This window comes from Ornithinibacillus halotolerans, from assembly GCF_014637405.1.
Lineage (GTDB): Bacteria > Bacillota > Bacilli > Bacillales > Amphibacillaceae > Ornithinibacillus > Ornithinibacillus halotolerans.
The window spans coordinates 1-22179 of record NZ_BMEY01000006.1; the positions used below are offsets into that span (position 1 = coordinate 1).

Here is a 22179-nt window from a genome sequence, read left to right on the forward strand (position 1 = left end):
TTAGAGACTATGAGGTTGATAGGTCCGAGGTGGAAGCGTGGTGACACGTGGAGCTGACGGATACTAATAGATCGAGGACTTAACTAACTTATTTGATTGTCGTTTGTTTACTCTTATTTAGTTTTCAAGGTATAAATTAACTAGTTTATACTTGATTTTTTCTGAAAAACGATTATAATAAAGTTTGTCACGAAAAAAGTAATATCTTGTCTGGTGACGATGGCGAGAAGGTCACACCTGTTCCCATACCGAACACAGAAGTTAAGCTTCTCAGCGCCGATGGTAGTTAGGGCATTGCCCTTGCAAGAGTAGGACGTTGCCAGGCGAACCTAATAACACTTAGGTTGTTCCTTCAAAAACTCAGTAAGGACAATGAATATTATTCCACAGTAGCTCAGTGGTAGAGCAATCGGCTGTTAACCGATCGGTCGTAGGTTCGAATCCTACCTGTGGAGCCATTCTGGAGAGCTGTCCGAGTGGTCGAAGGAGCACGATTGGAAATCGTGTAGGCTGCGAAAGTGGTCTCGAGGGTTCAAATCCCTCGCTCTCCGCCAGAAACCATTTAAATTACCTGGCCCGTTGGTCAAGCGGTTAAGACACCGCCCTTTCACGGCGGTAACACGGGTTCGAATCCCGTACGGGTCACCATTATGGAGGATTAGCTCAGCTGGGAGAGCACCTGCCTTACAAGCAGGGGGTCGGCGGTTCGAGCCCGTCATCCTCCACCATTAATGGATTAAATTTAATACTTATTATTATCGCGGGGTGGAGCAACGAGCATCACATCCACCGAATCCGCTACGAGTAACCCCGAAGCATATACATCTTCGAATAAGCTAGTAGATGCAGGGGTCACTAACAAGGTCATTGTACTAAATGCCGTACATGATTTAACTTAATACTTTTCATTATCGCGGGGTGGAGCAGTCTGGTAGCTCGTCGGGCTCATAACCCGAAGGTCGTAGGTTCAAATCCTGCCCCCGCAACCAAAAACATTCAACTTACTACGTCGAATAATCTTCTAGGTTAGTTGAATATCAGTAGCACTGTAAGTGCAACCAAATTTTGGTCCGGTAGTTCAGTTGGTTAGAATGCCTGCCTGTCACGCAGGAGGTCGCGGGTTCGAGTCCCGTCCGGACCGCCACTATATAATTTATATAAGCATAATGGCTCGGTAGCTCAGTCGGTAGAGCAACGGACTGAAAATCCGTGTGTCGGCGGTTCGATTCCGTCCCGAGCCACCATTTATGTCTTTTTTCCATTTTTGGAGGGGTAGCGAAGTGGCTAAACGCGGCGGACTGTAAATCCGCTCCTTCGGGTTCGGCAGTTCGAATCTGCCCCCCTCCACCATTTCACTTTTTAATAATTTTATAATTTAATAGTCATATTTTTAACTGTAGGGGTATAGTTTAATGGTAAAACGAAGGTCTCCAAAACCTTTGATGTGGGTTCGATTCCTACTACCCCTGCCATTTTTATTATGGCGGTCGTGGCGAAGGGGTTAACGCACCGGATTGTGGCTCCGGCACTCGTGGGTTCGATTCCCACCGATCGCCCCTTACAATAATATTATTGGGCTATAGCCAAGCGGTAAGGCAACGGGTTTTGGTCCCGTCATTCCTAGGTTCGAATCCTAGTAGCCCAGCCATATCGCGGAAGTAGTTCAGTGGTAGAACACCACCTTGCCAAGGTGGGGGTCGCGGGTTCGAATCCCGTCTTCCGCTCCATTTCTATACGGCGGTATAGCCAAGTGGTAAGGCAGAGGTCTGCAAAACCTTTATCACCGGTTCAAATCCGGTTACCGCCTCCAATCTTATCATCCTAATGGTAAATTGCTAATTCTCATAAGAAGCTCTTTTGTTTTAGTTGCTATTAAATGGCGATTAAAACAAAAGAGTTTTTTTATTGCTATAAATTGCTGTACGAAATAAAAGAGTGGAGGATTGTAATATATTTCAGAACCCTTTCAGTATTGTTACAAGAACTGTATATATTTTACAACTGGGGAATACTAAAGAGTAGTATTGACTCTGGAGGGAAGTTGTTATGGAAATAGAACATAATCCACGTTTAACAGCAGTTGAGTTATCACAAGTATGGAATGCATACATGTCAGATAGTCTATCTGTTTGTATTTTAAAATACTTTCAAAACTGTGTAGAAGATCAAAGCATAAAAGAAATTGTTCAATCAGGTGCAGAACTGTCAGAGTTACATTTGGAGAAATTAAAAGTTATTTTAGAAAAAGAAGACTTTCCGACGCCTATTGGATTCGATGAAAAAGAGGATGTACATATACAAGGACCAAAATTATACTCAGATGATTATATTTTAAATTATATGAGGGATATGGCAAGTATAGGTATGAACACGTATGGCACTGCAATTGGTTTTGCAGCGAGAGAAGATGTCCACCATTATTTTTCAACTAGTTTTGCTGAAACGAACCAATTACATAAGAGAGCAAAGAATCTAATGTTAGAAAAAGGAACATATGTAAGAGGGCCATATATTCAAGCTCAAGCTAAGCCAGAGTTTGTTAAGAAACAAAGTTTTCTAACAGGCTGGTTTGGGGAAAGAAGGCCATTAACTGCAATGGAAATAACGAGTTTATATGCTAATGTTCAAAGAAATTTATTAGGAGCATCAACATTATTAGGTTTTGCTCAAGTAGCTCAGTCTAAAGAGGTAAAAAAATATCTATTAAGAGGAAAAGATATTGCTAAGAAGCATGTTGAAGTCTTTGGATCTATCTTAACAGAAGAAGATTTACCAACACCTATGTCTTGGAATTCTGAGGTCACAGACGCTACTGATTTTGTTTTTTCGGATAAACTTATGATGTTCCATACGACAGCGCTTATAGCAGTAAGTGTTGGATACTATGGAATTGCCCTTGCTAGAAGTATGAGAAGGGATATTTCTACTCATTATACTCGTTTAATTGCAGAGATTATGAAGTATGCTGAAGACGGGACTAATATTATGATTGACAATGGTTGGTTAGAACAGCCACCTACAGCCCCTAATAGAAAAGACTTAGCAGATAGGTAGTGAAGAGGTAATGGCAAAGAACAAAAAAGCAGAAGTATTATTTTGGAGTATTGCATTACCGGGATTCGGCCAATATTTAAATGGTAAACTAGTTAAGGGGACTGTACTTATACTTTTAGAAATTATTGTAAATGTTAGATCAGGACTAAATTATGCTATACTACCAAGTTTCCATGGGAATATACAAGAGTCCATCACACATGTTAATTTTCAATGGTTAATGTTTTATCCATGTATATATTTATTTGCAATATGGGACGCATATCGAGATGCAGGAGGTGGAGAGGAGCCTTATTCTTTCTTACCTTTTGTATTCTCTGCATTTGTTGGGACGGTAGGTGTTGTTTATTCTCCTACATTTAATATTAATGGAGTGTATTTTGGAACGATATTTTTACCGATCATATTTTTATTTTTAGGATTCTTTATTGGGAAAATTATTCAAAAAATTACATTGTATGTAACAAGAACTAAGGATGTTCGTTAGAAAAACTTTACCATTGACTTAATCGCCTTTTCCGTGATATATTATTACTTGTCAGTCAAGCCGTAGACATTATTTATATGCCGGTGTGGCGGAATTGGCAGACGCGCGGGACTCAAAATCCCGTTCCCCCTGGGGAGTGTCGGTTCGACCCCGACCACCGGTATCAACTCTAAGCACATATAATTAAATATATTATCGTGATTGAGACAGGAATAACTTCCTGTCTTTTTTATATATATAAATGAAACAAGAGCTCCGCCCCTATGCTACTTAAAACCAACAAGTGCTCACTTTTGATTAAATGGACAAGACACGGTAATGGGACATGTAGGAAATGTTAAAAATGAAATCAAAATGCTAATTAAAGATTTTCTAGAAACCATCCTAATTCTAATGATCACATGTTGAAGCGTTACTTTTTTGGGAAACTGGTTAGTCCCCCAATGCGGTAAAGTAATAGACAGGGGACTGACCCCATGGCCCCGACCACCGGTTTCAAAACCTATAAACGTTGTAAAATCAAGACTTCACTCATAGTTCATTCTGTGTAGTTTTTTATTTTCCTTTAATACTTAAGGATGTGTCGGTTCGGTAGGGACCACAGGTATGATATATTATATTCGAATAAGAAATTATAATATTAAAGAAAAAGATAGAAAAGGAGATGGAATTCCCTTTCTTTTTATTTTGCTTAGAATTGAGGTGAAAATTTGATGAGAGTCATAGGGATTGATTTGTCAGGACCGAGTAACCACAAGGATACTGTTCTTACAGTGTTCGAAGTACAAAATAGTCAATTGGGATTTGTGAAAATTAGAAGTAATATGAGTGATGAAGAGATTTTAAAAGAGATTTTTGCACAAGCTCAATTAGATGAAGTTGTAATTGGTATAGACGCTCCTTTGTCTTATGAAGATGGTGGAGGGGACAGAGAATCGGACCGTGCCTTGAGAAGGTATATTGTTGAAATCGGGATGAAGCCCGGCTCCATCATGCCTCCTACTTTAAATAGAATGGTCTATTTAACTTTGAGAGGGATCAGGCTCAGTAGGGAAATTGAATCTCAAGTATACGAGCACCCAGTTTCAATTGTAGAAGTGCATCCCGGTGCTGTGATAGGTTCAAGATTATCATCAAAAGAAATGGATTATGTTTTAACATACAAACAAGACTTTAACGTGAGAAAGATTCTTCTAAGTTGGCTAGTGGAGCAAAAGCTGATTGGAGTTCCGGATACAGTAGCGGATTTTAGTCATTCTTTTGATTCCTGTGCAGCAGCCATAGGTGCCTGGCATTGGAAGGATAATGATTTTGTTCCAAAATGGATTTACCCTGCAAAATCTCCTTTACATCCTTATGATTATTGTTGTTGATGAGAACAAAACAACATACACGGAGAGGTTTGTTTTGGCTGTTAAATTTTAGTATGGGCATATTGAAAATTTGTAAGGGTGCTTACTTTGGCTTGAAGAATTTACTGTTAAGTATTTATATTGTAATTGAAATGGCCTCATTGGTTTCAATAATCGAGCTATATTGTGATGGATATAGCTTAGTATTAATTCGGGTGAACCCTACCACAAACAAGTAATTTAATACTACCTCCAAAACATCAAATCCTCCCCTTTTAATAAGAAAAAAAGGTGTCTGTCACCAATAATGACAGACACTTTATTTTTTGCAAAATTTATATTTAAAATAACGCCCCTTTTCTCCCACTTTCTTCGATTATAGTAACGAAGGGAGGGGGAGAATGAATAAACAGATCACTTAAAAAAGAATATTGAGCAGTTATTTTACTTATTAAAACGAATTATATTATTTGAAAGGAGAAGATTGTACAGTTGAATTCAAAGATTAATGTAGAAAAGAAAAGTGAAGTAAACGAGAAAAGGGTGAAATTAGAACAATTCTATCACCCTGACAATTATGAAAGAGTTGCTGAGAGAGAGTTAGATTTGGAGGCAAAGTTATATTTATCCGTAATTCTCCGTGGGGCATTGTCTGGGGGTTTATCTATAATAAAACCACTGGAATCAATTGATCAGAAATTAACGCCTACCACGGATTTTACAGTTGAGATGGTAAAGTCACTAACTACAAGAAAAATCATCGTTCCCCATTCAAGTTCTTCGTTAATGGCTTTTTCAGATGGAGATGATTTTCCTAAGCAATATGAAATTTTTAAGGTGTATTATTGGTTAAATATCAAGCCTAGTGATGGGGCATATGAGGAAATGATTAGAAGGTTGATGTATCCACATACAGAGAATTTGGTAGGAGTAGAAGATTTTTGTTATGACATGTGGAAGAAAATTGCCACGCATGAGTTATTCGAGTATATTCAATATCAATTAAAGAAGATTGATTTTCCTTCTATTTACCCAAATAAGAAAACAGCAACAGTGTTTGAACAGCTGCTAGATTATTTTTCTATGGCGGAAATATGTTATGTTATCGACCAAGGAATTAATCATGTTTCAAGGCTTTTTCTGGAAGGGAAATTAGTAAATTTAATGGCAGCTAATGAAGTGATAAATTTTTGTGAATCATACGCCGAAATGGCAATTGCAAAGAATTGGAAGTTGAAGAAATTTAGAAGGGATGAGCACTTGACCCCATCGCTAATTAGTAAAGTGTTTTTTACTACGATGTTAGGTGATCCTAATATAGGGTTTTATGAGAGTCCTGGTAATTCGCTGACGCATATTTTTTAAGAAATTAAAGGATGGTTCTAGGCGCTTCATGATGAAGCGTCAGAACCATCCTTTTGTTTCTTCTTCAAATTTTTTCCCTCTTAACAATGACGAAAGAAGCTATGATATAAACAAAGGAAATGAAATAAAATAAGCTTGCAATGGTTAAGAAATCAATTAAATATCCAGTTAGGATAATTGCTATTCCACTCCAAAGCGAAATGTATAGGTGATAATTTCCCATTCTTGTAGCTGCATTATCTGTATCTTTATTACGAGCTAAGAAGGCTTTTTCGGTATTTTTTTGGACCGCACCAAGAATCCCCATTACTATCTGTATCACATAAACTTGCCATACCTCATAAAGAAGCGGGATAAGTAACATTACTGCAGCCATGCCAAGTGTATAAATAAGAAGCATTTTCTTATCGCCAAATCGATCACCTAGTCGACCGATGATCGGATAGGAAAAAGCCGCAGTTAAGGTAAATAATCCATAAGCCCAACCAAATTGAGAGTAACTATCCCCAACATTTTTAATCAATAAAAGATAAAATGGAAACACGACACTTCCTGCTGCTATGAGAATGCTTTGGGCGATTAGAAACTTACGGAAATTCATTGGCTGTACTCCTTGTAAAATAGATTCATAAATACTTCATTCGGGTCATATTGTTTCTTTTGCTCGAAAAACTCTTTTTTACGCGGATAGGCTTCATCCATTTGTGATTGTGTCGGATAAGAATAATAAGGCAAATAATAAGAGCCATCGTGTTTTAAGGTAACATCAATCATTTTCTGGATAACCTTTTCCGTGTTTTGAATGTCTTTTTTACTTCTGCCTTGGTTAATTAACAAGACAAGGGCAAACATATCCTCTTTTGCGTAGGATAATACTGCTTCTTCATCCTTATTGACATAACGTACCGTAATATTTAATAAATTTAACTCTTCTGTCTCAAGCACTGTCCGTAGATCGTCAAGATAGGGAATGAGCTCATCTACTGGGACAAAATATTCTTGTAAAATTTCTGTTTTCGTTGGGTTATCATACTCCATAAATTTACTGTCGCCACGCATCGCGTTGTTGCGGGTAATGTAGTTTCCATCTTGACCTACATATAACTTGTTTTGCAATTCCCATAGGAGGTTCTTTCCCCAGTCACTGTAGCGTGAAAGTCCAAGCATGAATTTTTGAGGTGCAGCAAGTGTATCTTTTTTAAGTTTTGAGTAATTGGTTAACGTTTCTTGGTTCTCTACTAGTTCATAATCAGTAACATACATCTCTCTAAGTAAAGTATCTGGAGCTACTGATAATCTAGCAATATGTAACCGAATATCTTCATTTTGCATAACTTCGGTTTGAAAATAATCAGGGTAATCCAGGTAATCGATGTTCTTTGAACGAATTTGATACAGTTCGTCGTTCGTCAAATACAACGTGACATCAAGAATAATGCCGAATAAACCATACCCTCCGATTACTAGAGGAAATAGCTCACTATTTTCTGTTCGACTGACATTAATAATATCCCCTTCTGGATTAAGGAGTCGAAACGATTCAACAGTATCAATGAGCGAGCCATAGCGGATATCTCTCCCATGTGCATTAACACTAATGGATCCACCAATCGTAAAAATACTCTGAGACTGCATCACACGAATTGCTAATTTGTCGGGATTTATTTTCTTTTGGACATCATCCCATGTTGCTCCACTTTGAACGGTAATTGTTTTCTCATTAGGGTTATAATCCAGGATTTTATTATAATTCTTCATATCTATTACAACACCGTTAGGATAGTATGTATGTCCTCCTTGACTATGCTGCATCCCGGCGACAGAAATTTTCTCACCGTTAGTAATGGATTTCTTCACCCACTTTTGCAACTCTGCCTCACTAGTAGCACCATGCACCTCTTTTATCTTAGTGGGTAGCAACTGACCGACATCTTCCATAATAATTGGCTTTTGATTATAAAGCCAAAGAGAAAATAACAGTCCCATAACGTAAAAAGTACTAATCAGTATTATACTTTTCCTCAAAGAGATCTCCCCAAATTTGTGATAATTTATGTTAGTTTAGTTCAGTATAGCTTTAAAATCTCTAGAGTACAATAAACTTTTAATTTTCTGATTTTAACTAATGTATTACGAGGAAAAAAAGAGCTAGTAAACCGTGATAATCAAGTTTACTAGCTCCTTATTCTTATTATGATCAAGGTCCCAAGTGGACATATACAACTCTATGTTAAATCTCTTCGTCTATAACCGATATGGCCAATGAATAAAAGCGCAATACTTATAATCGTTAGCGTGAAGAAAATAAGTGCATCAAATTCCTCCATCGGCATTTGTGGGATCCAGCTTTGTACAGCAGTTTTAAATAACCATTCAGGTAAATCTAAAATATTGCTAAAGTAGTTTAATAGAAAAGAGTATACAAGATAAATATAAACTAATTTTCCTAGTTTTGGTGCCCAACCGAGCGCCATAGCTGCTAAACCGATAAAGAATAATACAGATGGTAAGAAGTTAAAACCTGCAGTAAGGAACTCAGAGAACCCCATAGTGTCGCTATCTCCTATCGTCGAGATTGCTGTTGCTCCTAAACTACCAGAAGCTAATACAGTTCCTACAACACCAGTTACAATAGCTAGAATAATTGTCGTCCAATAAAACTGGCTACGAGATACTTTAGTAGCAAACAGTTGGCTAAGATGTAAACGGTGTTCCTCTGCATAAAGTTTGTTAACGACAGCAATTGGTAGTATCGCAACCAACCCCATCATAACCATCGTTATGGTTGCAGTGAAGGACTCTTCTATCGTTGTACCAGCATGTGTAAACATTTGCTTCATCATTTCATTACTGCTGAGGAATGCCTGCATATCCCCGTAAATAGAACCATAACTTGCACCCATTAACACAAAAGCAATGGACCAACCGATTATGACTCCTTTATTAATTTTAATAAATAAACCACGAACAGAAAGCAGAGATTTTTTTGCATGTGCTCGACCTTCTCTGACTGGAAGATAGCCAGCCCCCATGTCACGTGCTCCTTCTAGAGCAAAAGCAATAACTACAAGGAGGATACTAAACAATAAGATAAAGCCAAGCAGATGCCAATTATTCTCAGTAAAAGGATAGGTTAAATAAGTCCACCCAAATGGATTGAGCATGGATAGGCTAACATTGGAAATATCTGTTCCGGCACGGATGATGTATAGTAATCCGATTATTCCTAGTGCTGAACCCGTGGCACCAGAAGATACAGGAATTAATTGGGACATGACAAGAGCGATTGCTGCACCAAGTACACCTGCAAATCCAATAGAAGCACCAAATAACAAGGATCCTTCAGCTGTGATCGTATCAGCCCCGAAGCTAACCATGACACCAGTAATAAATCCAGCGAGTATCACATTAATGAGAAAAACTTCTGCCATGACTGCTAGAGAATTTGCTTGCCGTCCAATTTGAAAGGAGCGTAATAATTCGGTTACACCAAGATCTTCTTCTTTTCGTGTATGACTGACCACGTGCAGAGCGGATATAATCATTGCGATTAAACCACAAAATAGTAACATTTCATGGGCGTACATGGCTCCTAATGTATAATCTTGTGCCGATTCAGCTGGTGTTGGGCCGACCATAGCAATCATTGCAGGGTTTTTTAATGTTTCGTACATTGCTGCTATTCCTTGGCCTTTTCCAATTTCTACAAAAGCTGGAACAAAGCCTGCAGAAAATAAACCAACACCTAAGATCCATATGATGATTTTTTTCCAATCACGTTTTACATATAGGAAGAACAAGGTATGCCACCGTGCAAATTTTTCCTTCATTTTATCTCCTCCTTTCTAATGGTTATCCTTCATAATGGCGCATGAACATGTCTTCTAGAGTAGGAGGCACAGCTTCGAATCGTTTGACTCCTAATTGGCTTGCTTTTAATAAAATACTATCGAAGTGTTTATGATCAACAGAAAATGTCGCTTGATTATCTTTTTGTTGGAAATCATATACTCCATTCATTTCACCGATCTCTGAAACATCACCTTTTGTTACGACCGTCACAGTAGAGCGTGTTAAATGACGCAATTCATCAAGGGTACCAGTTTCTACAATCTCGCCTTGACGAATAATAACGACCTTGTCTGCTAATCGTTCTACTTCACTTAAAATATGAGAGGAAAGTAGAATTGATTTCCCGGCTTTTTTTAGTTTTTCTACTTCTTCTTGAAAAATGGCTTCCATTAACGGATCAAGACCTGAAGTTGGTTCATCGAAAATGTATAAATCGGAATCTACCGATAATGCTGCAATCAGAGCTACTTTTTGGCGATTTCCTTTGGAATATCCTTTTGCTTTTTTCTTTGGGTCTAGCTCAAACCGGTTGATTAAATAATCTCGTCTCTTTTTATCTCCGCCACCATGTAATTGGAGGAATAAATCAATTATCTCTCCACCAGTTAAATTTCCCCATAGTGTCACATCACCAGGAACATATGAAATACGTCTATGAATTTCTAGGCTGTCTTTCCAAACATCCTTACCGAATATTTCTGCATGACCTGCATCGCGTTGAATAATTCCTAGCAGAATTCGAATTGTTGTTGATTTACCAGCACCATTAGGACCAATAAAACCAACTACTTCTCCTGCATTTACCGTGAAGTTAACATTACGTAAGGCTGGAACCTTCCCAAAACGTTTCTGTACCCCTTGGATCTTGACGATTTCTGTCATGAATTGACACTCCCTTTATATGATTTTGCTATCTCCTATCAATGGGGATGACCATTAGCAGGAGACAGCTATACTATCCGCGTGCTATTTGTAAAAGCTGTATTTCAATATTTTTGTATATTGATCCCATTCTTGAAGGTATCGCTCCCCAAATTCTTCACTATTTTCAAAGGTATCGATTTGCTCCATAGCCTTATTTCCAAATCCAAACATAGTCCAAGTTAAAATCTCAATTGCTTTCTCGGTATCAATATCATCTCGGAATTTAGAAAAATCGATGTTATGATAGATTATTTCAAGCCCACGTTGTTGTACGGACGTCACTTTATTCTTAATCATTTCTTTTATGTCGAGTGATTCCTCTTTCATACTTGAAGTTAGAAAATCAAATACAAGAGGATATTTTTTATGAATAAACATTTTTTGTAACCCGATATTCTCTATTCGTTTAAAAATATCGGTTTCCTCTAAATCTATCGTTTCGAATAATGTCTCAACGACTTCAATTCCGTAATCAATTAAGTAAGTATAAAGATCTTTTTTACTTTTAAAATAGTTAAAGAGAGAACCTTTTGATATATTGGCGTTTTTTACGATTTCATTTGTAGATGCATTTACAAATCCATTTTGGACAAATTCTTTTAATGCTGCATTAATAATAAGCGCTCTTTTTTCTTCTTTAAGTTTCAGGAAATTTGTGTTAATTGCTGAAAACTCCTTTCTTTGCGTATATGACCATAGTGGTCAATTTTATGTTAACAGGAATGACCAGTTTGGTCAATGGGGAATGGTTTTATTTCTTGGATTGATTAACGTATGATTATTTGTGAGCTTATGAAGATATTTAAGTATACCGGGAATATAAATTAACAAATTAGAAATTGTTTCATCACTTTGAAGAATAGGCTGTAGAATATAATAATTCGAGTAAGGAGTTAACATTTCATGACAACGAATCAAATGAATCCAAAGGTTATGAGTTTTTGAGCAAGGAAACGAAATGGCAGGAAGAATTTACAGAAGCTAGTTCTAGAAAGCCCATTCCTTTAAAGGGTGGGATGAATGGAATATTTTTATATTGACGAACATACGTTCCTCTGGTATAATGAAAATAAACATAATTCTATGAAGGAGCGGTGGATTATGCGAATAAACAATAATCCCACGTTTATAGTAGAACTTAAATTATCAACGGAGTTATGGCAATGTCATATTCTCGACAAACGGTTAGAAATTGCTCGGAAAATGTATAACTCCACGCTTGCCTACGCCTTAAAACAAATACAATTAATGAAAGAATCCAAACAATATCGCAAGACCATCCACGATTATCGCCAAACAAAGGCTCTCTTATCGAAAACAAAAAATAAGGAGCTGGCACAACTCTACAAAAATGAATTATCTGCGCTACGAAAGAGACTACAAGAAATCCGCAAATCCTATCATCTCACAAAATATGGACTTCATAGAATCATTGCCAAACATCAACGAAATTATAAGACACATATCGATAGCTTCACTGCGCAAAAAATTGCGGATGCTATTTATCGATCTTTGGAAGGTGTGCTTTTTAGAGGGTATCGTGCCCATTTTAAGAAATTCGGAACGCTCACTTCGGTGGAAGGAAAGTCTAACAAAACAGGTATTCGTTATAAAAGAGAGGAAAACAAGCTTTATTGGAATGGACTTGTAATTCCCGTTATCATCCGAAAAAATGATTTATTTGCAGAAGAAGTACTTTCTTCTCATCGAATTAAGTTTTGCCGGATTGTTAGAAAGGTCATTCGTGGAAAACATGTCTTTTATCTACAACTGGTTATGGATGGAACTCCTCCACCGAAACGTGTCAAAAAGACCGGTCAATTCCGTCATCAACCAACTCCAAATGGTCGAGTGGGGATTGATATTGGCACATCTACTATTGCTGTTTCATCAGACGACGAAGTCTTCTTAAAGCCCCTGGCACCAAGAGTACGGCAATTTGACCAAGAAAAACGCCGTTTATCGCGGAAATTAGACCGTAGTAGAAGAAGCATGAATCCTCAAAATTTCAATAGAGACGGGACCATTAAGAAGGGGATAAAGCTCGCTTGGAAACGCAGTAATACTTACATGAAAACTCTATTTAAACTGAAAGAACTCTACAGAAAACGCTCCATGTACGTAAAAGAACAGCATTCTAGATTGGCTAATCACATTTTATCTTTAGGAGATGAAGTCTATGTAGAAAAAATGTCGTTTAAAGGATTAGCTAGACGAGCCAAGGAAACGAAAGTAAACAAATTTGGCAAGTTTCAACGAAAAGGCAGATTCGGCAAAAGTATTGGCTCCTATGCACCGGCGCTATTCCTAGGAATTTTGAAACGAAAATTAATTTATATCGGCAAAGAACTTCATGAAATCAATACATATACGTTTAAAGCAAGTCAATATAATCATCTAACAGACACCTACCAAAAGCGAAAACTCCATCAACGTTGGATTTATATAAATAAGCATCGAATCCAACGAGATTTATATAGTGCATTTCTTCTCATGAATTGTGATTCCAATCTACAACAAACAAATCGAGAACGGTGTAAACGAACGTTTGAAAAATTTGTCATACTACATCATGAGCATAAAAATTTATTAAAAAACCAACTAACTAAATACCCGACTAGTATGGGAATATAGCCAGAAAGGTTGAAGAAATCTACCTTCGTAGGTGGAGATACCCGCCTTCGTTAAAGATGTTCGCTAATACAACAAAGGTTGTATAGAACATAAAGTCTCATGGAACAGAAGATAAATGGAAGATGTTGTACATGGACCTTTGCTTAGACTATAAAGATGAGGCTGAGCCTGTTCTATTAGTTTTGGTAAACCTGTGGAGAGCTTCCAAAGGCTTCTATGAAGTACATGGGAACCCCACTCCTTTAGGGCTGGGAGTAATCAGAAGATTGGGTTAAGAAAGCATACTGGTATCTGGTCGCAGAATATACGGTTGCACAAGTTACTGCTGAAAGTGACTATGCTCTTGAGTTGGCAAAAGAATGGATTGATTCCGACGAAGAAATGATTGCAGTAACAGGATGGAGTGCGTATGCCAATTATTTATCGATTACCCCTAATGAAGAACTCGATATCGATGAAATTAGGTCCTTGTTGAACAGAGTGAAGGACCATGTACATGAAGAGCGTAATCGAGTACGATATGTAATGAATTCTTTTGTTATTTCCGTAGGTTCCTATGTGCCTGAATTAACCGAAGAAGCGAAACTGGTAGCAGAGTCTATCGGTAAAGTTCATGTAGATGTAGGAAATACTGCTTGTAAAGTACCACTTGCAACGACTTATATTAAAAAAGTAGAAGATAAAGACCGAGTCGGAGTGAAGCGGAAGACTTGTATTTGTTAATAAAATAATGTTTTACACTTTATAATAGCGTGGTTGGGACAAAACTAAATGAGACTTATAAAACGAGCAAAAAGCATTATCAGCTCCGGGAATATACGTAGACTCCTGCGGGAAAGTAGGCATAGGTGAGACCCCGCAGTGCGTTAGCACGAGGAGGCTCAACAGCCGCCGCCCGCGGAAAGCGAAGTATATTCCCGGAGCGGGTTAGGAGCACATACTATTTTATTGTTCGGATTTATCGTTAGTCTAAACTCTTTTGTCTTAGCCCCGTTTTTATTATTGAATGGACAGAAATGTTTTCCATAATCCTTTAGTTGCTGGTAAAAAAGTGCAAATAATATGCAGGAAAGTCTAAAGAAATAAAACTCCCAAACTATTAACATATATTTAAGAATTAGAATTCGCTAGTAACTTGAGGAGTGGGGCATTAATATGGTAACGACAGAATATATACAAAACCTATTTGCAAATCGAATTGGTGGAACACAATTTGGCTTAATAGACGAAGTATATAAATTTGAAAAAATAAAACGAGCAAAACGAGATGCGATACAAAGGAATCCTAAGAAGAAATTAATTGACCTTGGGGTAGGTGAGCCAGATGCGAAGGCAGATGAAGCAGTCATCAGAATTTTAGCGGAAGAAGCAAGAAAACCAGAAAATCGCTACTATGCAGATAACGGTATTACTGAATTTAAACAAGCTGCATCAACTTATATGAAAAATGTATTTGGAGTAGAGCATCTCCATCCTGAGACAGAGATAAACCATGTTATTGGATCCAAATCAGCCCTTGCCATGATTCCTACTGCGTTTATCAATCCTGGTGATATTACAATCATGCCGTCACCATGCTATCCAATTCTTGGTACACATACAGAATACCTTGGTGGAGAGGTTGTACATTTACCACTTTTGAAGGAAAATTCTTTTCTTCCAAGATTAGACTCTTTATCTAATCATGTGTTAGAAAAAGCTAAATTACTATATTTAAACTACCCAAACAATCCAACCGGAGCTGTGGCAAGTCGGGAATTTTTTGAAGAAGTCGTTACTTTTGCAAAAAAACATCAATTGATTGTTATTCATGATGCCGCGTATGCTGGACTTGTCTTTGATGGTGAAAAAACACTAAGTTTCTTATCTATTCCAGGAGCAAAAGAAGTTGGAATTGAACTACATTCTTTATCAAAGTCATTTAACATGACAGGGTGGCGCATAGGGTTTGCTGCGGGAAATGCAAAACTTATTCATGCATTAGCTACAGTTAAAGATAATGTTGATTCAGGTCAATTTATCCCCATTCAAAAAGCTGCATCATATGCTTTAGCACATCCTGACATTACAGAAGAGATAGCAAAGAAATATTCAAGGCGTCATGAACAGTTATCTTCTATTCTAAGGGAAATTGGGTTTGATGCTGAAAAGCCAAAAGGATCTTTTTTCCTATATACAAAGATTCCGAGGTCCGTTGCAAATGGTCCAACTTTTCATACAGCAGAAGATTTTAGTCAATATTTAATTAAGGAGCACTTAATTTCAACTGTCCCATGGGATGACGCAGGCAGCTATATCCGATTTTCCGTTACCTTTCAAGCAGACGGATTAACAGAAGAAAAAAGAGTCTTTGAGGAAATAAAAGCAAGGCTAAGTACGTCAAAGTTTATATTTTAATAGAGAAATGATTGTAAATAAGAAATATCTAAATCAAAACAGTAAAGAGGATGGGGACAAAAATAACTTTCCAATTTTTTAAGCTCGAACAATACGATACATTAGCTCCGAGAATATACGTAGACTCCTGCGGGAAGCAAGGCATCGGTGAGACCCCACAGTGCGTTAGCACGAGGAGGCTCACCAGCCGCCCGCGGAAAGCGAAGTATATTCCCGGAGCGGGGTAGGTGCACCCAAATCGTATAGTTAGGCTTTTACTATGTAGAAAATGCTATTGTACCAGCCCCATTTACTATTTCAGTGGAGTTCCAACTACTATGAAAGTTTCACTAATTATTTCTAATTTTATTGAAATACTATAAAGGAAGGTACGTCCAATTCCCTATCCTAGTAATTTTACTTTATTTATATTACAATGAAAAAGCTGCATTTTTTCAAACAGCAGCAGATTCCGTATTTAAAATGTTCCAGACATTGTAGAGGATTGGGGAGTCTACATAACGGAAAGATGATTTAGAGCAGGTCTTCAAAAATTTAACGAAGAGGGGATTTATACATCATGAGAAACATTATTAAATTTGCATTCTTAATTGTACTAGCATTCGTTTTAACAGCATGCGGTACTAGTTCTGATAACGACACTACTTCTGGTAGTGAAGGAGATAAACAGGCAGGAGAAAACAACACAAGTGAAGAGCAATCCGTTGAAAGAGAAGAATTAGAATTAACATTTGAAGTAGCGGATTATGACGAGGAAAATAATGCACTAAACATTACATTTGATACAAACTTACCAGATGAAACAGCAATTTATCGTGCTGTTCTGAGAGATGATGAAGGTAAAAATCGTTTAATTGAGTATGAGATTACAATTGATGAAGCACGTCAAATTGCTTTTGGTATGGAAGGAATCGATCCGGAAACGATCACTAATAAAGAGTATCAATTAGTTCTTGAATTTAACGTAACGGAAAGAACGAACAGTAATTTATTCTCCGACAAACATATCGGTGGATCTTTTGCTGAGATGGATGAAATGTATAAGGATTCTGAACAAGTACAGTTAACAGATCTTGGTGAAGCTTACACGGTTACTTTAGATTCATCAAATTCAAATGCTATATCAGAAGATAAGTTTAATAAGGAAGCGGCTGCTGAGTAAATAGCTGTCGTGTAGAGAAGTTTTTAATAAAGATACTGCTTTATTTATATTTAAAATACGGAATAGCCTTCAACTAACACCTGAAAATGTTGAGAATATCAATGTTTTTAGGTGTTTTCTATAATAAAGAGATTTATTCTATAAGAGAATCCACATAAAGAATACAACACACACATAATTATAGAATGGTCCATAATTATGTGTGTTGTTTTTAGCTTAGACAAGAACGACACTATCTTTCACTTGTTTTTTATGCATAATTTTAGTTTTAATAAAGTAATTTAAGAATGGAAGAACCCAACGGTCTAATCCAATTCGACCAGCATTTCTACCCGCTATAACAATAAATACTGTCAAAACAGCCATTTGTGCATCTAGCATTCCTGAACCACTAAATAAGAAAGAAAGGTTCATCGTAACCCCCATTAAAGCCGCAAAGTTTGTAAATATCCCCACAATTAATGCTAAACCAACTAAAAATTCTCCCCACATTACCATGAAAGAGAACAGTTCTTGATTAGGTACTGCAACAGTTTTTAGGAAAGCAGCCCACCATTCTGGTACTACTGAACTTTCCGAAGCCATTTCGATAAATCCCCCTGCATTAAAACTACCACTAGATATTTTAGAAAAGCCAGCCGTAATCCATTTATATCCAATATATATTCTTAATAGTGTAAGTAGCCATGAGACTATCTTATTATTTCGAATAAAGTTCATCACCATTATTGATCACTCCTATATGTATAATTTGCTCAATGATTCACATAAAAGAGAAACATTGAAACTGGTGTTAAGTATATCACGTTTTTAGAATACTTAATTCCTATTGTATAACGATTCACAATACAGTAACAATGTCTTGACGGTTTCGTTAAATACCAAAAATGTGTGATTAATGCCACTTTAATTAACAAAAACACCTACAAATGGTTAACATTTATAGGTGTTTTACATAGTACCAATCTATTTTCTGTGTTAACTTCCTTACTTTGTTTCGGTCTGTAGAAGAAAAATTTTTAACGTGAGAGTCCGATACCTTCTAGTAATACTTCTCCTGAAGGTCTGTCGAACTGCAATGAGATACGTTTTAATTTATTTCTATCAAACTTTGCATTTTTCTTCTCAAAAGCATCCAATGGAATTTCAAAGGATTGGAACACGGCTTCCCATGAATTTTCATATTTTCCTTCTCTGAAAATAGAATCAAACCATCCAAAGTGTGTAAAATCACTAGTAATTACTGGTGGAAAGGGTAGAAAAGCAGATAATGGTAAATCCACTTTAATACCATCTGTTGTTTCTAACAAGATTTGTATTTCGGGAATTCTATTATCTTCCCCTGTAAAATTGGCCATAGTCAACATGAGATTTTCTTTGTTTTCAAGACGATTTTTATCAAATTCTTCTAGTTTAATAGTGTATTCCGCAGTTGATTTCCACTTTAAGTGGCTAGCATCTACTGTTCTATTATTATTACGTCGATCCTTTGGAGTGAAAATGTTTACTTCTGAGAAACCATCCTCATTAGTTGAAATTCCTTTTGCCATTACAGGTTTGTTATTATCGAATTCAATTAATGGAAAGTAAGTTGAATTCTCATATTTAGTTACGATAATAGTATCTGGAAGCCAACTAATTCCATGTTGATAATTTCTAAAAAATTCTTCATAAATCATTTGTCCATGAAGGGTACGTTCAAAGAATGCAGAAATATTGACTTTAGCTAGTTGACGTTGTTCTTCAGGTTCTATTGTTTGCATTTGATTTAAAATAAGACCTTCAGGTAGGCTTGTATCCATGCTTCCCCATTCGGTATTAAATTGGCTATGGTTAGCACCAGCAATATACAAGGAGGCTTTAAACGTATCATTTGATACGCTAGTACGATAATATTGGCGATCTCCTTGAAATGTATTGATATCTGCGTCTTGTGCCCCTTGAATAACGAAGTAGGATACATTACTTAGCCAAGCTCTTTTTCCATCTAGACTTTTGTCTGTTGGAGCTAGAGCTACAATCCCTTTTATTTGAATATCTTGTAATTGGTTGAACCAAGGTTCATCATCAAAGAATCGTTTATAGTCAGCAGCCATTGCAACAGCTTGACCGCCTCTAGAATGTCCGACTAGTCCGACGTTTGTTAAATCTACTTTTTCATAAAGTGGATTTCCTATTGTTTCATTTAGGTCTTTTAGCTGCACTAAATGTTTCAACAAAATCCAAGTACGTAATTCATAATTATTATTAGGAATTCCAGAGACATTAGAATAATTTATAAAATCCTCATCTACTGATATCGTAATAAATCCTCTGCTTGCTAATTGTTCACCTAAATAATCATATCCACTCGTCGAGAAATCTTCCATTGTGTGATTTCCGTGAACGATAAGAATTACTGGGAAAGGTCCTTCTCCATCGGGTAACCAAACTCTACCATTGATCGGTAATTGACTCTGGTTAAACCCCCAGAACTCTTCCCGTTTATCTTTCCATCTTGTAATAAAATGAGATGCATCAACTGTTGGAGTGATTATATTTACATTCTGGCCAAATTCGCTCCGATGTTTATCGGTACCACTGCCATAAGTTAAAAAGGTATAAGAATAATTCCCTTCTTCACCTGGATTTTCAACGTTAAGTTGTTCCAAATTCATATCTGCCATAGCAGGTACATCTCTAGTAAACAAGGCATTCCCAAAATGTTCAAAGACTAGATAACTAGAGACTATAAGTAAGGAAAATATAACTAGATTCATAATAAATCTTTTTTTGAATAACAGTAGAAGAAGTAATGTGAATAACAAACATAATAAACTGTAACTAATGCCAAAGGTGAAAGCGAAGACTACTCCACTATCCTCTATGATAAAGACAATAACACTTGCAAACATTAAATAACTAAAACTACTTAATAATAATCGAGGGAATGGGATATAAAGAAAAGATAATATAGCACTAATGATAAGAGTCCAAATACAATAAGTAATACCATGTAATAGAACAAGTTTTCCGATATTTGTAACGTGAGCAAAAAGGCTCACTCCTGTTGGGTTACCAATTGCATAGATGATGGCAACGAATAAACTAGTGATATAGAAACTAAGCATAAACCACTTTGTATTTTTTCGATCTTTATCGGGGATAAGACGAATACGTTGTAATAGCCAATGACCTAATTTGGAAAGAAAATTTCTTAACAAATAATTACACCACCTAATAAGGACAATGATAACTTTGTCCAAGAATTTATCCTTTATTTATATAGTACCATTTATTTGGTGAAAGAGAATTTAGACTTTTAATATCACACGAAAAAAAACCTACAATGTCTTTTTAACAAAAGGATTGTAGGTGTAGTTTTCCTATTTCTTTTCTTTGTTTGGTGTGTAACCTAATTGATTTAACATGAGATCTTTTCTTTCTTGTCTCAAAGATTTTATTAAACTAAAGACCATAATACCCAAAATTATTGAAAATGGAAGTGCTGCAATTATCATCGTATTTTGTAAAGCTAGTAAACCTCCGGAATACAGTAAGGCAATTGCAGTAATCGATAGTAGTATTCCCCAAGTTACCTTCATTTTATTGCTTGGATTTTGAGAACCATTTGTTGTCATCATTCCTAATACAAATGTTCCTGAGTCTGCGGATGTAATGAAAAATGTAATGATAAGCAGAATCGCCAAGATTGAAAATACTAAACTGAATGGGAATGTTTCTAACATACCGAAAAGCGATTCTTCGGGTAACAAGGTAGAAATGGAAAAGCCTGCTCTTTCAGTAGAAATAGCTGTACCACCGAATGTTGTAAACCATAAGAAACTTATTAGTGACGGTGTAAGTAATACATAAATGATAAACTCACGAATAGTTCTTCCTTTGGATACTCTTGCAATAAATACCCCTACAAATGGAGACCATGCAATCCACCATGACCAATAAAAAATGGTCCAGCTATTGATCCAACTCCGGCTTTCTTCATCGACAGGAGCAGTTCGAAAGCTCATATTTATAAAGTTATGTAGATAAGAACCGAGAGTATCCATGAATAGATTTAAGACGAATAAGGTAGAACCAAATACAAATACACTTAAGAAAAGTAAAGCGGAGAGCCCCATATTTAAATTACTTAAAATTTTAATTCCCTTTCCTAGGCCAGTTAATGCTGAAATTAAAAACAATATGGTTACCACTACTATTATAATTGTCTGAGAAAGTATATTACTTGGAACTTCAAATAAATAGGATAAACCTCCATTTACTTGCATAGCTCCAAAACCAAGAGAAGTTGCCACTCCCATAACGGTTGAAATGACAGCAATTACATCAATAATTTTACCAACTGTCCCATCCGCGTGTTTCCCTATTATCGGACGTAAAGTTTTACTAATTAAGCTTAATTCTCCTTTTCTAAACGTAAAATAGGCAAGTGTTAAAGCAATACATCCATATATGGCCCAGGCATGGATTCCATAATGTAAATAAGTATATCTCATGGCATCTTTTATACCTTGGTCTGTACCTAATTCCCCTGTTGGAGAACTTATCGCATAGTGACTAATCGGCTCAAATGTTCCATAGAACACTAAACCAATTCCGATACCCGCACTAAATAACATCGCTAACCAAGTTGGTTTTGAAAACTCAGGTTTGTCATCATGTTTCCCAAGTTTAATTTTTCCAACTGGGCTAATTAATAAATAGAGTAGTACGAATACAAAAAAAGAAACAATTCCTAGATAATACCAGCCAAACGTATTTGTAATAAAACTTTGTGTACTATTCGTAGTTTGTTCTAATGATTCAGGTATGAATACCCCCATGAGAACTAAGCTTAATAGGATTGCTAGTGAAATGTAAAAAACAATAAGTGACTTTTTCATGTATGCTAAGTACTCCTAACTTAAAATAAAGTCATTAAGAATTCTTTTTTAGCTTTTCACTAGTAA

General features: G+C 36.5%; 15 protein-coding genes, 14 tRNA genes, 2 rRNA genes and 2 pseudogenes. 24 read left to right on the forward strand and 9 right to left on the reverse strand.

Annotation, left to right across the window (positions count from 1 at the left end; all coding sequences use genetic code 11):
- From IEV35_RS06890 to IEV35_RS06985, 20 genes are all read left to right on the forward strand, one after another.
- Nucleotides 1-87, forward strand: a 23S ribosomal RNA gene (locus tag IEV35_RS06890); the annotation flags it as partial.
- 122 nt (nucleotides 88-209) lie between these two features.
- Nucleotides 210-325: ribosomal RNA gene (rrf, locus tag IEV35_RS06895) — 5S ribosomal RNA — on the forward strand.
- 58 nt (nucleotides 326-383) lie between these two features.
- Nucleotides 384-458 (forward strand) — tRNA-Asn (locus IEV35_RS06900).
- Nucleotides 459-462: 4 nt separating this feature from the next.
- A tRNA-Ser gene (locus IEV35_RS06905) sits at nucleotides 463-554 on the forward strand.
- A gap of 19 nt (nucleotides 555-573) precedes the next feature.
- Nucleotides 574-648: transfer RNA gene (locus IEV35_RS06910), tRNA-Glu, on the forward strand.
- A 4-nt stretch (nucleotides 649-652) separates the two neighbouring features.
- Nucleotides 653-728: transfer RNA gene (locus IEV35_RS06915), tRNA-Val, on the forward strand.
- Between the two features lie 184 nt (nucleotides 729-912).
- Nucleotides 913-989 (forward strand) — tRNA-Met (locus IEV35_RS06920).
- 78 nt (nucleotides 990-1067) lie between these two features.
- Nucleotides 1068-1144, forward strand: a tRNA-Asp gene (locus tag IEV35_RS06925).
- Between the two features lie 24 nt (nucleotides 1145-1168).
- Nucleotides 1169-1244 (forward strand) — tRNA-Phe (locus tag IEV35_RS06930).
- A gap of 22 nt (nucleotides 1245-1266) precedes the next feature.
- Nucleotides 1267-1350: transfer RNA gene (locus IEV35_RS06935), tRNA-Tyr, on the forward strand.
- Between the two features lie 48 nt (nucleotides 1351-1398).
- Nucleotides 1399-1472, forward strand: a tRNA-Trp gene (locus IEV35_RS06940).
- Between the two features lie 11 nt (nucleotides 1473-1483).
- Nucleotides 1484-1556, forward strand: a tRNA-His gene (locus tag IEV35_RS06945).
- Between the two features lie 17 nt (nucleotides 1557-1573).
- Nucleotides 1574-1648: transfer RNA gene (locus tag IEV35_RS06950), tRNA-Gln, on the forward strand.
- Nucleotides 1649-1652: 4 nt separating this feature from the next.
- A tRNA-Gly gene (locus IEV35_RS06955) sits at nucleotides 1653-1727 on the forward strand.
- Nucleotides 1728-1736: 9 nt separating this feature from the next.
- Nucleotides 1737-1810 (forward strand) — tRNA-Cys (locus IEV35_RS06960).
- Between the two features lie 236 nt (nucleotides 1811-2046).
- On the forward strand, nucleotides 2047-3054 hold the full coding sequence (locus IEV35_RS06965) for a DUF3231 family protein (protein WP_188383946.1): 1008 nt from the start codon (nucleotides 2047-2049) through the stop codon (nucleotides 3052-3054).
- Nucleotides 3055-3064: 10 nt separating this feature from the next.
- Nucleotides 3065-3541 (forward strand): hypothetical protein, encoded by a 477-nt coding sequence (locus tag IEV35_RS06970; protein WP_188383947.1) that lies wholly within the window; start codon nucleotides 3065-3067, stop codon nucleotides 3539-3541.
- Between the two features lie 79 nt (nucleotides 3542-3620).
- Nucleotides 3621-3704 (forward strand) — tRNA-Leu (locus tag IEV35_RS06975).
- A gap of 550 nt (nucleotides 3705-4254) precedes the next feature.
- Nucleotides 4255-4914, forward strand: a complete 660-nt coding sequence (locus IEV35_RS06980) for a DUF429 domain-containing protein (protein WP_188383948.1) — start codon at nucleotides 4255-4257, stop codon at nucleotides 4912-4914.
- A 471-nt stretch (nucleotides 4915-5385) separates the two neighbouring features.
- On the forward strand, nucleotides 5386-6258 hold the full coding sequence (locus tag IEV35_RS06985; RefSeq protein WP_188383949.1) for a hypothetical protein: 873 nt from the start codon (nucleotides 5386-5388) through the stop codon (nucleotides 6256-6258).
- 64 nt (nucleotides 6259-6322) lie between these two features.
- Here the strand turns inward: IEV35_RS06985 and IEV35_RS06990 are convergent, their stop codons facing one another.
- The 6 genes and pseudogenes from IEV35_RS06990 to IEV35_RS20305 form a co-directional block, all read right to left on the reverse strand.
- Complete coding sequence (locus IEV35_RS06990; protein WP_188383950.1) at nucleotides 6323-6859, reverse strand: MFS transporter; 537 nt, start codon at nucleotides 6857-6859, stop codon at nucleotides 6323-6325.
- Nucleotides 6856-8244 (reverse strand): FAD-binding protein, encoded by a 1389-nt coding sequence (locus tag IEV35_RS06995; protein WP_188384138.1) that lies wholly within the window; start codon nucleotides 8242-8244, stop codon nucleotides 6856-6858. Before IEV35_RS06995 ends, IEV35_RS06990 begins: the two co-directional genes overlap by 4 nt.
- A gap of 239 nt (nucleotides 8245-8483) precedes the next feature.
- Complete coding sequence (locus tag IEV35_RS07000) at nucleotides 8484-10088, reverse strand: ABC transporter permease (protein ID WP_188383951.1); 1605 nt, start codon at nucleotides 10086-10088, stop codon at nucleotides 8484-8486.
- Between the two features lie 22 nt (nucleotides 10089-10110).
- A complete protein-coding gene (locus IEV35_RS07005; RefSeq protein WP_188383952.1) occupies nucleotides 10111-10992 on the reverse strand; it encodes an ABC transporter ATP-binding protein in 882 nt (293 codons plus the stop codon).
- 84 nt (nucleotides 10993-11076) lie between these two features.
- Nucleotides 11077-11412 (reverse strand): hypothetical protein, encoded by a 336-nt coding sequence (locus IEV35_RS20095; protein ID WP_229740668.1) that lies wholly within the window; start codon nucleotides 11410-11412, stop codon nucleotides 11077-11079.
- A 120-nt stretch (nucleotides 11413-11532) separates the two neighbouring features.
- Nucleotides 11533-11697: pseudogene (locus IEV35_RS20305) on the reverse strand (TetR/AcrR family transcriptional regulator); the annotation flags it as partial.
- 357 nt (nucleotides 11698-12054) lie between these two features.
- Here IEV35_RS20305 and IEV35_RS07015 point away from each other — a divergent pair.
- The 4 genes and pseudogenes from IEV35_RS07015 (at nucleotide 12055) to IEV35_RS07030 (ending at nucleotide 17227) form a co-directional block, all read left to right on the forward strand.
- Nucleotides 12055-13668, forward strand: a complete 1614-nt coding sequence (locus tag IEV35_RS07015) for a transposase (protein ID WP_229740669.1) — start codon at nucleotides 12055-12057, stop codon at nucleotides 13666-13668.
- Nucleotides 13669-13929: 261 nt separating this feature from the next.
- Nucleotides 13930-14391, forward strand: a pseudogene (locus IEV35_RS07020) (DNA alkylation repair protein); the annotation flags it as partial.
- Nucleotides 14392-14823: 432 nt separating this feature from the next.
- Nucleotides 14824-16065, forward strand: a complete 1242-nt coding sequence (locus IEV35_RS07025; RefSeq protein WP_188383953.1) for an LL-diaminopimelate aminotransferase — start codon at nucleotides 14824-14826, stop codon at nucleotides 16063-16065.
- Nucleotides 16066-16624: 559 nt separating this feature from the next.
- Nucleotides 16625-17227, forward strand: a complete 603-nt coding sequence (locus IEV35_RS07030) for an LptM family lipoprotein (RefSeq protein WP_188383954.1) — start codon at nucleotides 16625-16627, stop codon at nucleotides 17225-17227.
- Nucleotides 17228-17443: 216 nt separating this feature from the next.
- Here IEV35_RS07030 and IEV35_RS07035 read toward each other — a convergent pair whose 3' ends face one another.
- From IEV35_RS07035 to IEV35_RS07045, 3 genes are all read right to left on the reverse strand, one after another.
- Nucleotides 17444-17953 carry a DoxX family protein gene (locus IEV35_RS07035; protein ID WP_188383955.1) on the reverse strand — a complete coding sequence of 170 codons (510 nt, stop codon included), beginning with the start codon at nucleotides 17951-17953 and terminating at the stop codon, nucleotides 17444-17446.
- A gap of 293 nt (nucleotides 17954-18246) precedes the next feature.
- Nucleotides 18247-20430, reverse strand: a complete 2184-nt coding sequence (locus IEV35_RS07040; protein WP_188383956.1) for an alpha/beta hydrolase family protein — start codon at nucleotides 20428-20430, stop codon at nucleotides 18247-18249.
- A 162-nt stretch (nucleotides 20431-20592) separates the two neighbouring features.
- Nucleotides 20593-22113, reverse strand: coding sequence for a BCCT family transporter (locus IEV35_RS07045; protein ID WP_188383957.1), 1521 nt, complete (start codon nucleotides 22111-22113; stop codon nucleotides 20593-20595).
- Between the last annotated feature and the right edge of the window lie 66 nt (nucleotides 22114-22179).

What these genes read in the sequence shown, in the direction of transcription:
- IEV35_RS07035 (WP_188383955.1), bottom strand. Translation starts at nt 17,953, where the DNA reads ATGGTGATGAACTTTATTCGAAATAATAAGATAGTCTCATGGCTACTT.
- IEV35_RS06990 (WP_188383950.1), bottom strand. Translation starts at nt 6,859, where the DNA reads ATGAATTTCCGTAAGTTTCTAATCGCCCAAAGCATTCTCATAGCAGCA.
- IEV35_RS06995 (WP_188384138.1), bottom strand. Translation starts at nt 8,244, where the DNA reads ATGGGACTGTTATTTTCTCTTTGGCTTTATAATCAAAAGCCAATTATT.
- IEV35_RS07030 (WP_188383954.1), top strand. Translation starts at nt 16,625, where the DNA reads ATGAGAAACATTATTAAATTTGCATTCTTAATTGTACTAGCATTCGTT.
- IEV35_RS20095 (WP_229740668.1), bottom strand. Translation starts at nt 11,412, where the DNA reads ATGTTTATTCATAAAAAATATCCTCTTGTATTTGATTTTCTAACTTCA.
- IEV35_RS07005 (WP_188383952.1), bottom strand. Translation starts at nt 10,992, where the DNA reads ATGACAGAAATCGTCAAGATCCAAGGGGTACAGAAACGTTTTGGGAAG.
- IEV35_RS07000 (WP_188383951.1), bottom strand. Translation starts at nt 10,088, where the DNA reads ATGAAGGAAAAATTTGCACGGTGGCATACCTTGTTCTTCCTATATGTA.
- IEV35_RS06965 (WP_188383946.1), top strand. Translation starts at nt 2,047, where the DNA reads ATGGAAATAGAACATAATCCACGTTTAACAGCAGTTGAGTTATCACAA.
- IEV35_RS07015 (WP_229740669.1), top strand. Translation starts at nt 12,055, where the DNA reads ATGGAATATTTTTATATTGACGAACATACGTTCCTCTGGTATAATGAA.
- IEV35_RS07045 (WP_188383957.1), bottom strand. Translation starts at nt 22,113, where the DNA reads ATGAAAAAGTCACTTATTGTTTTTTACATTTCACTAGCAATCCTATTA.
- IEV35_RS06980 (WP_188383948.1), top strand. Translation starts at nt 4,255, where the DNA reads ATGAGAGTCATAGGGATTGATTTGTCAGGACCGAGTAACCACAAGGAT.
- IEV35_RS06970 (WP_188383947.1), top strand. Translation starts at nt 3,065, where the DNA reads ATGGCAAAGAACAAAAAAGCAGAAGTATTATTTTGGAGTATTGCATTA.
- IEV35_RS07025 (WP_188383953.1), top strand. Translation starts at nt 14,824, where the DNA reads ATGGTAACGACAGAATATATACAAAACCTATTTGCAAATCGAATTGGT.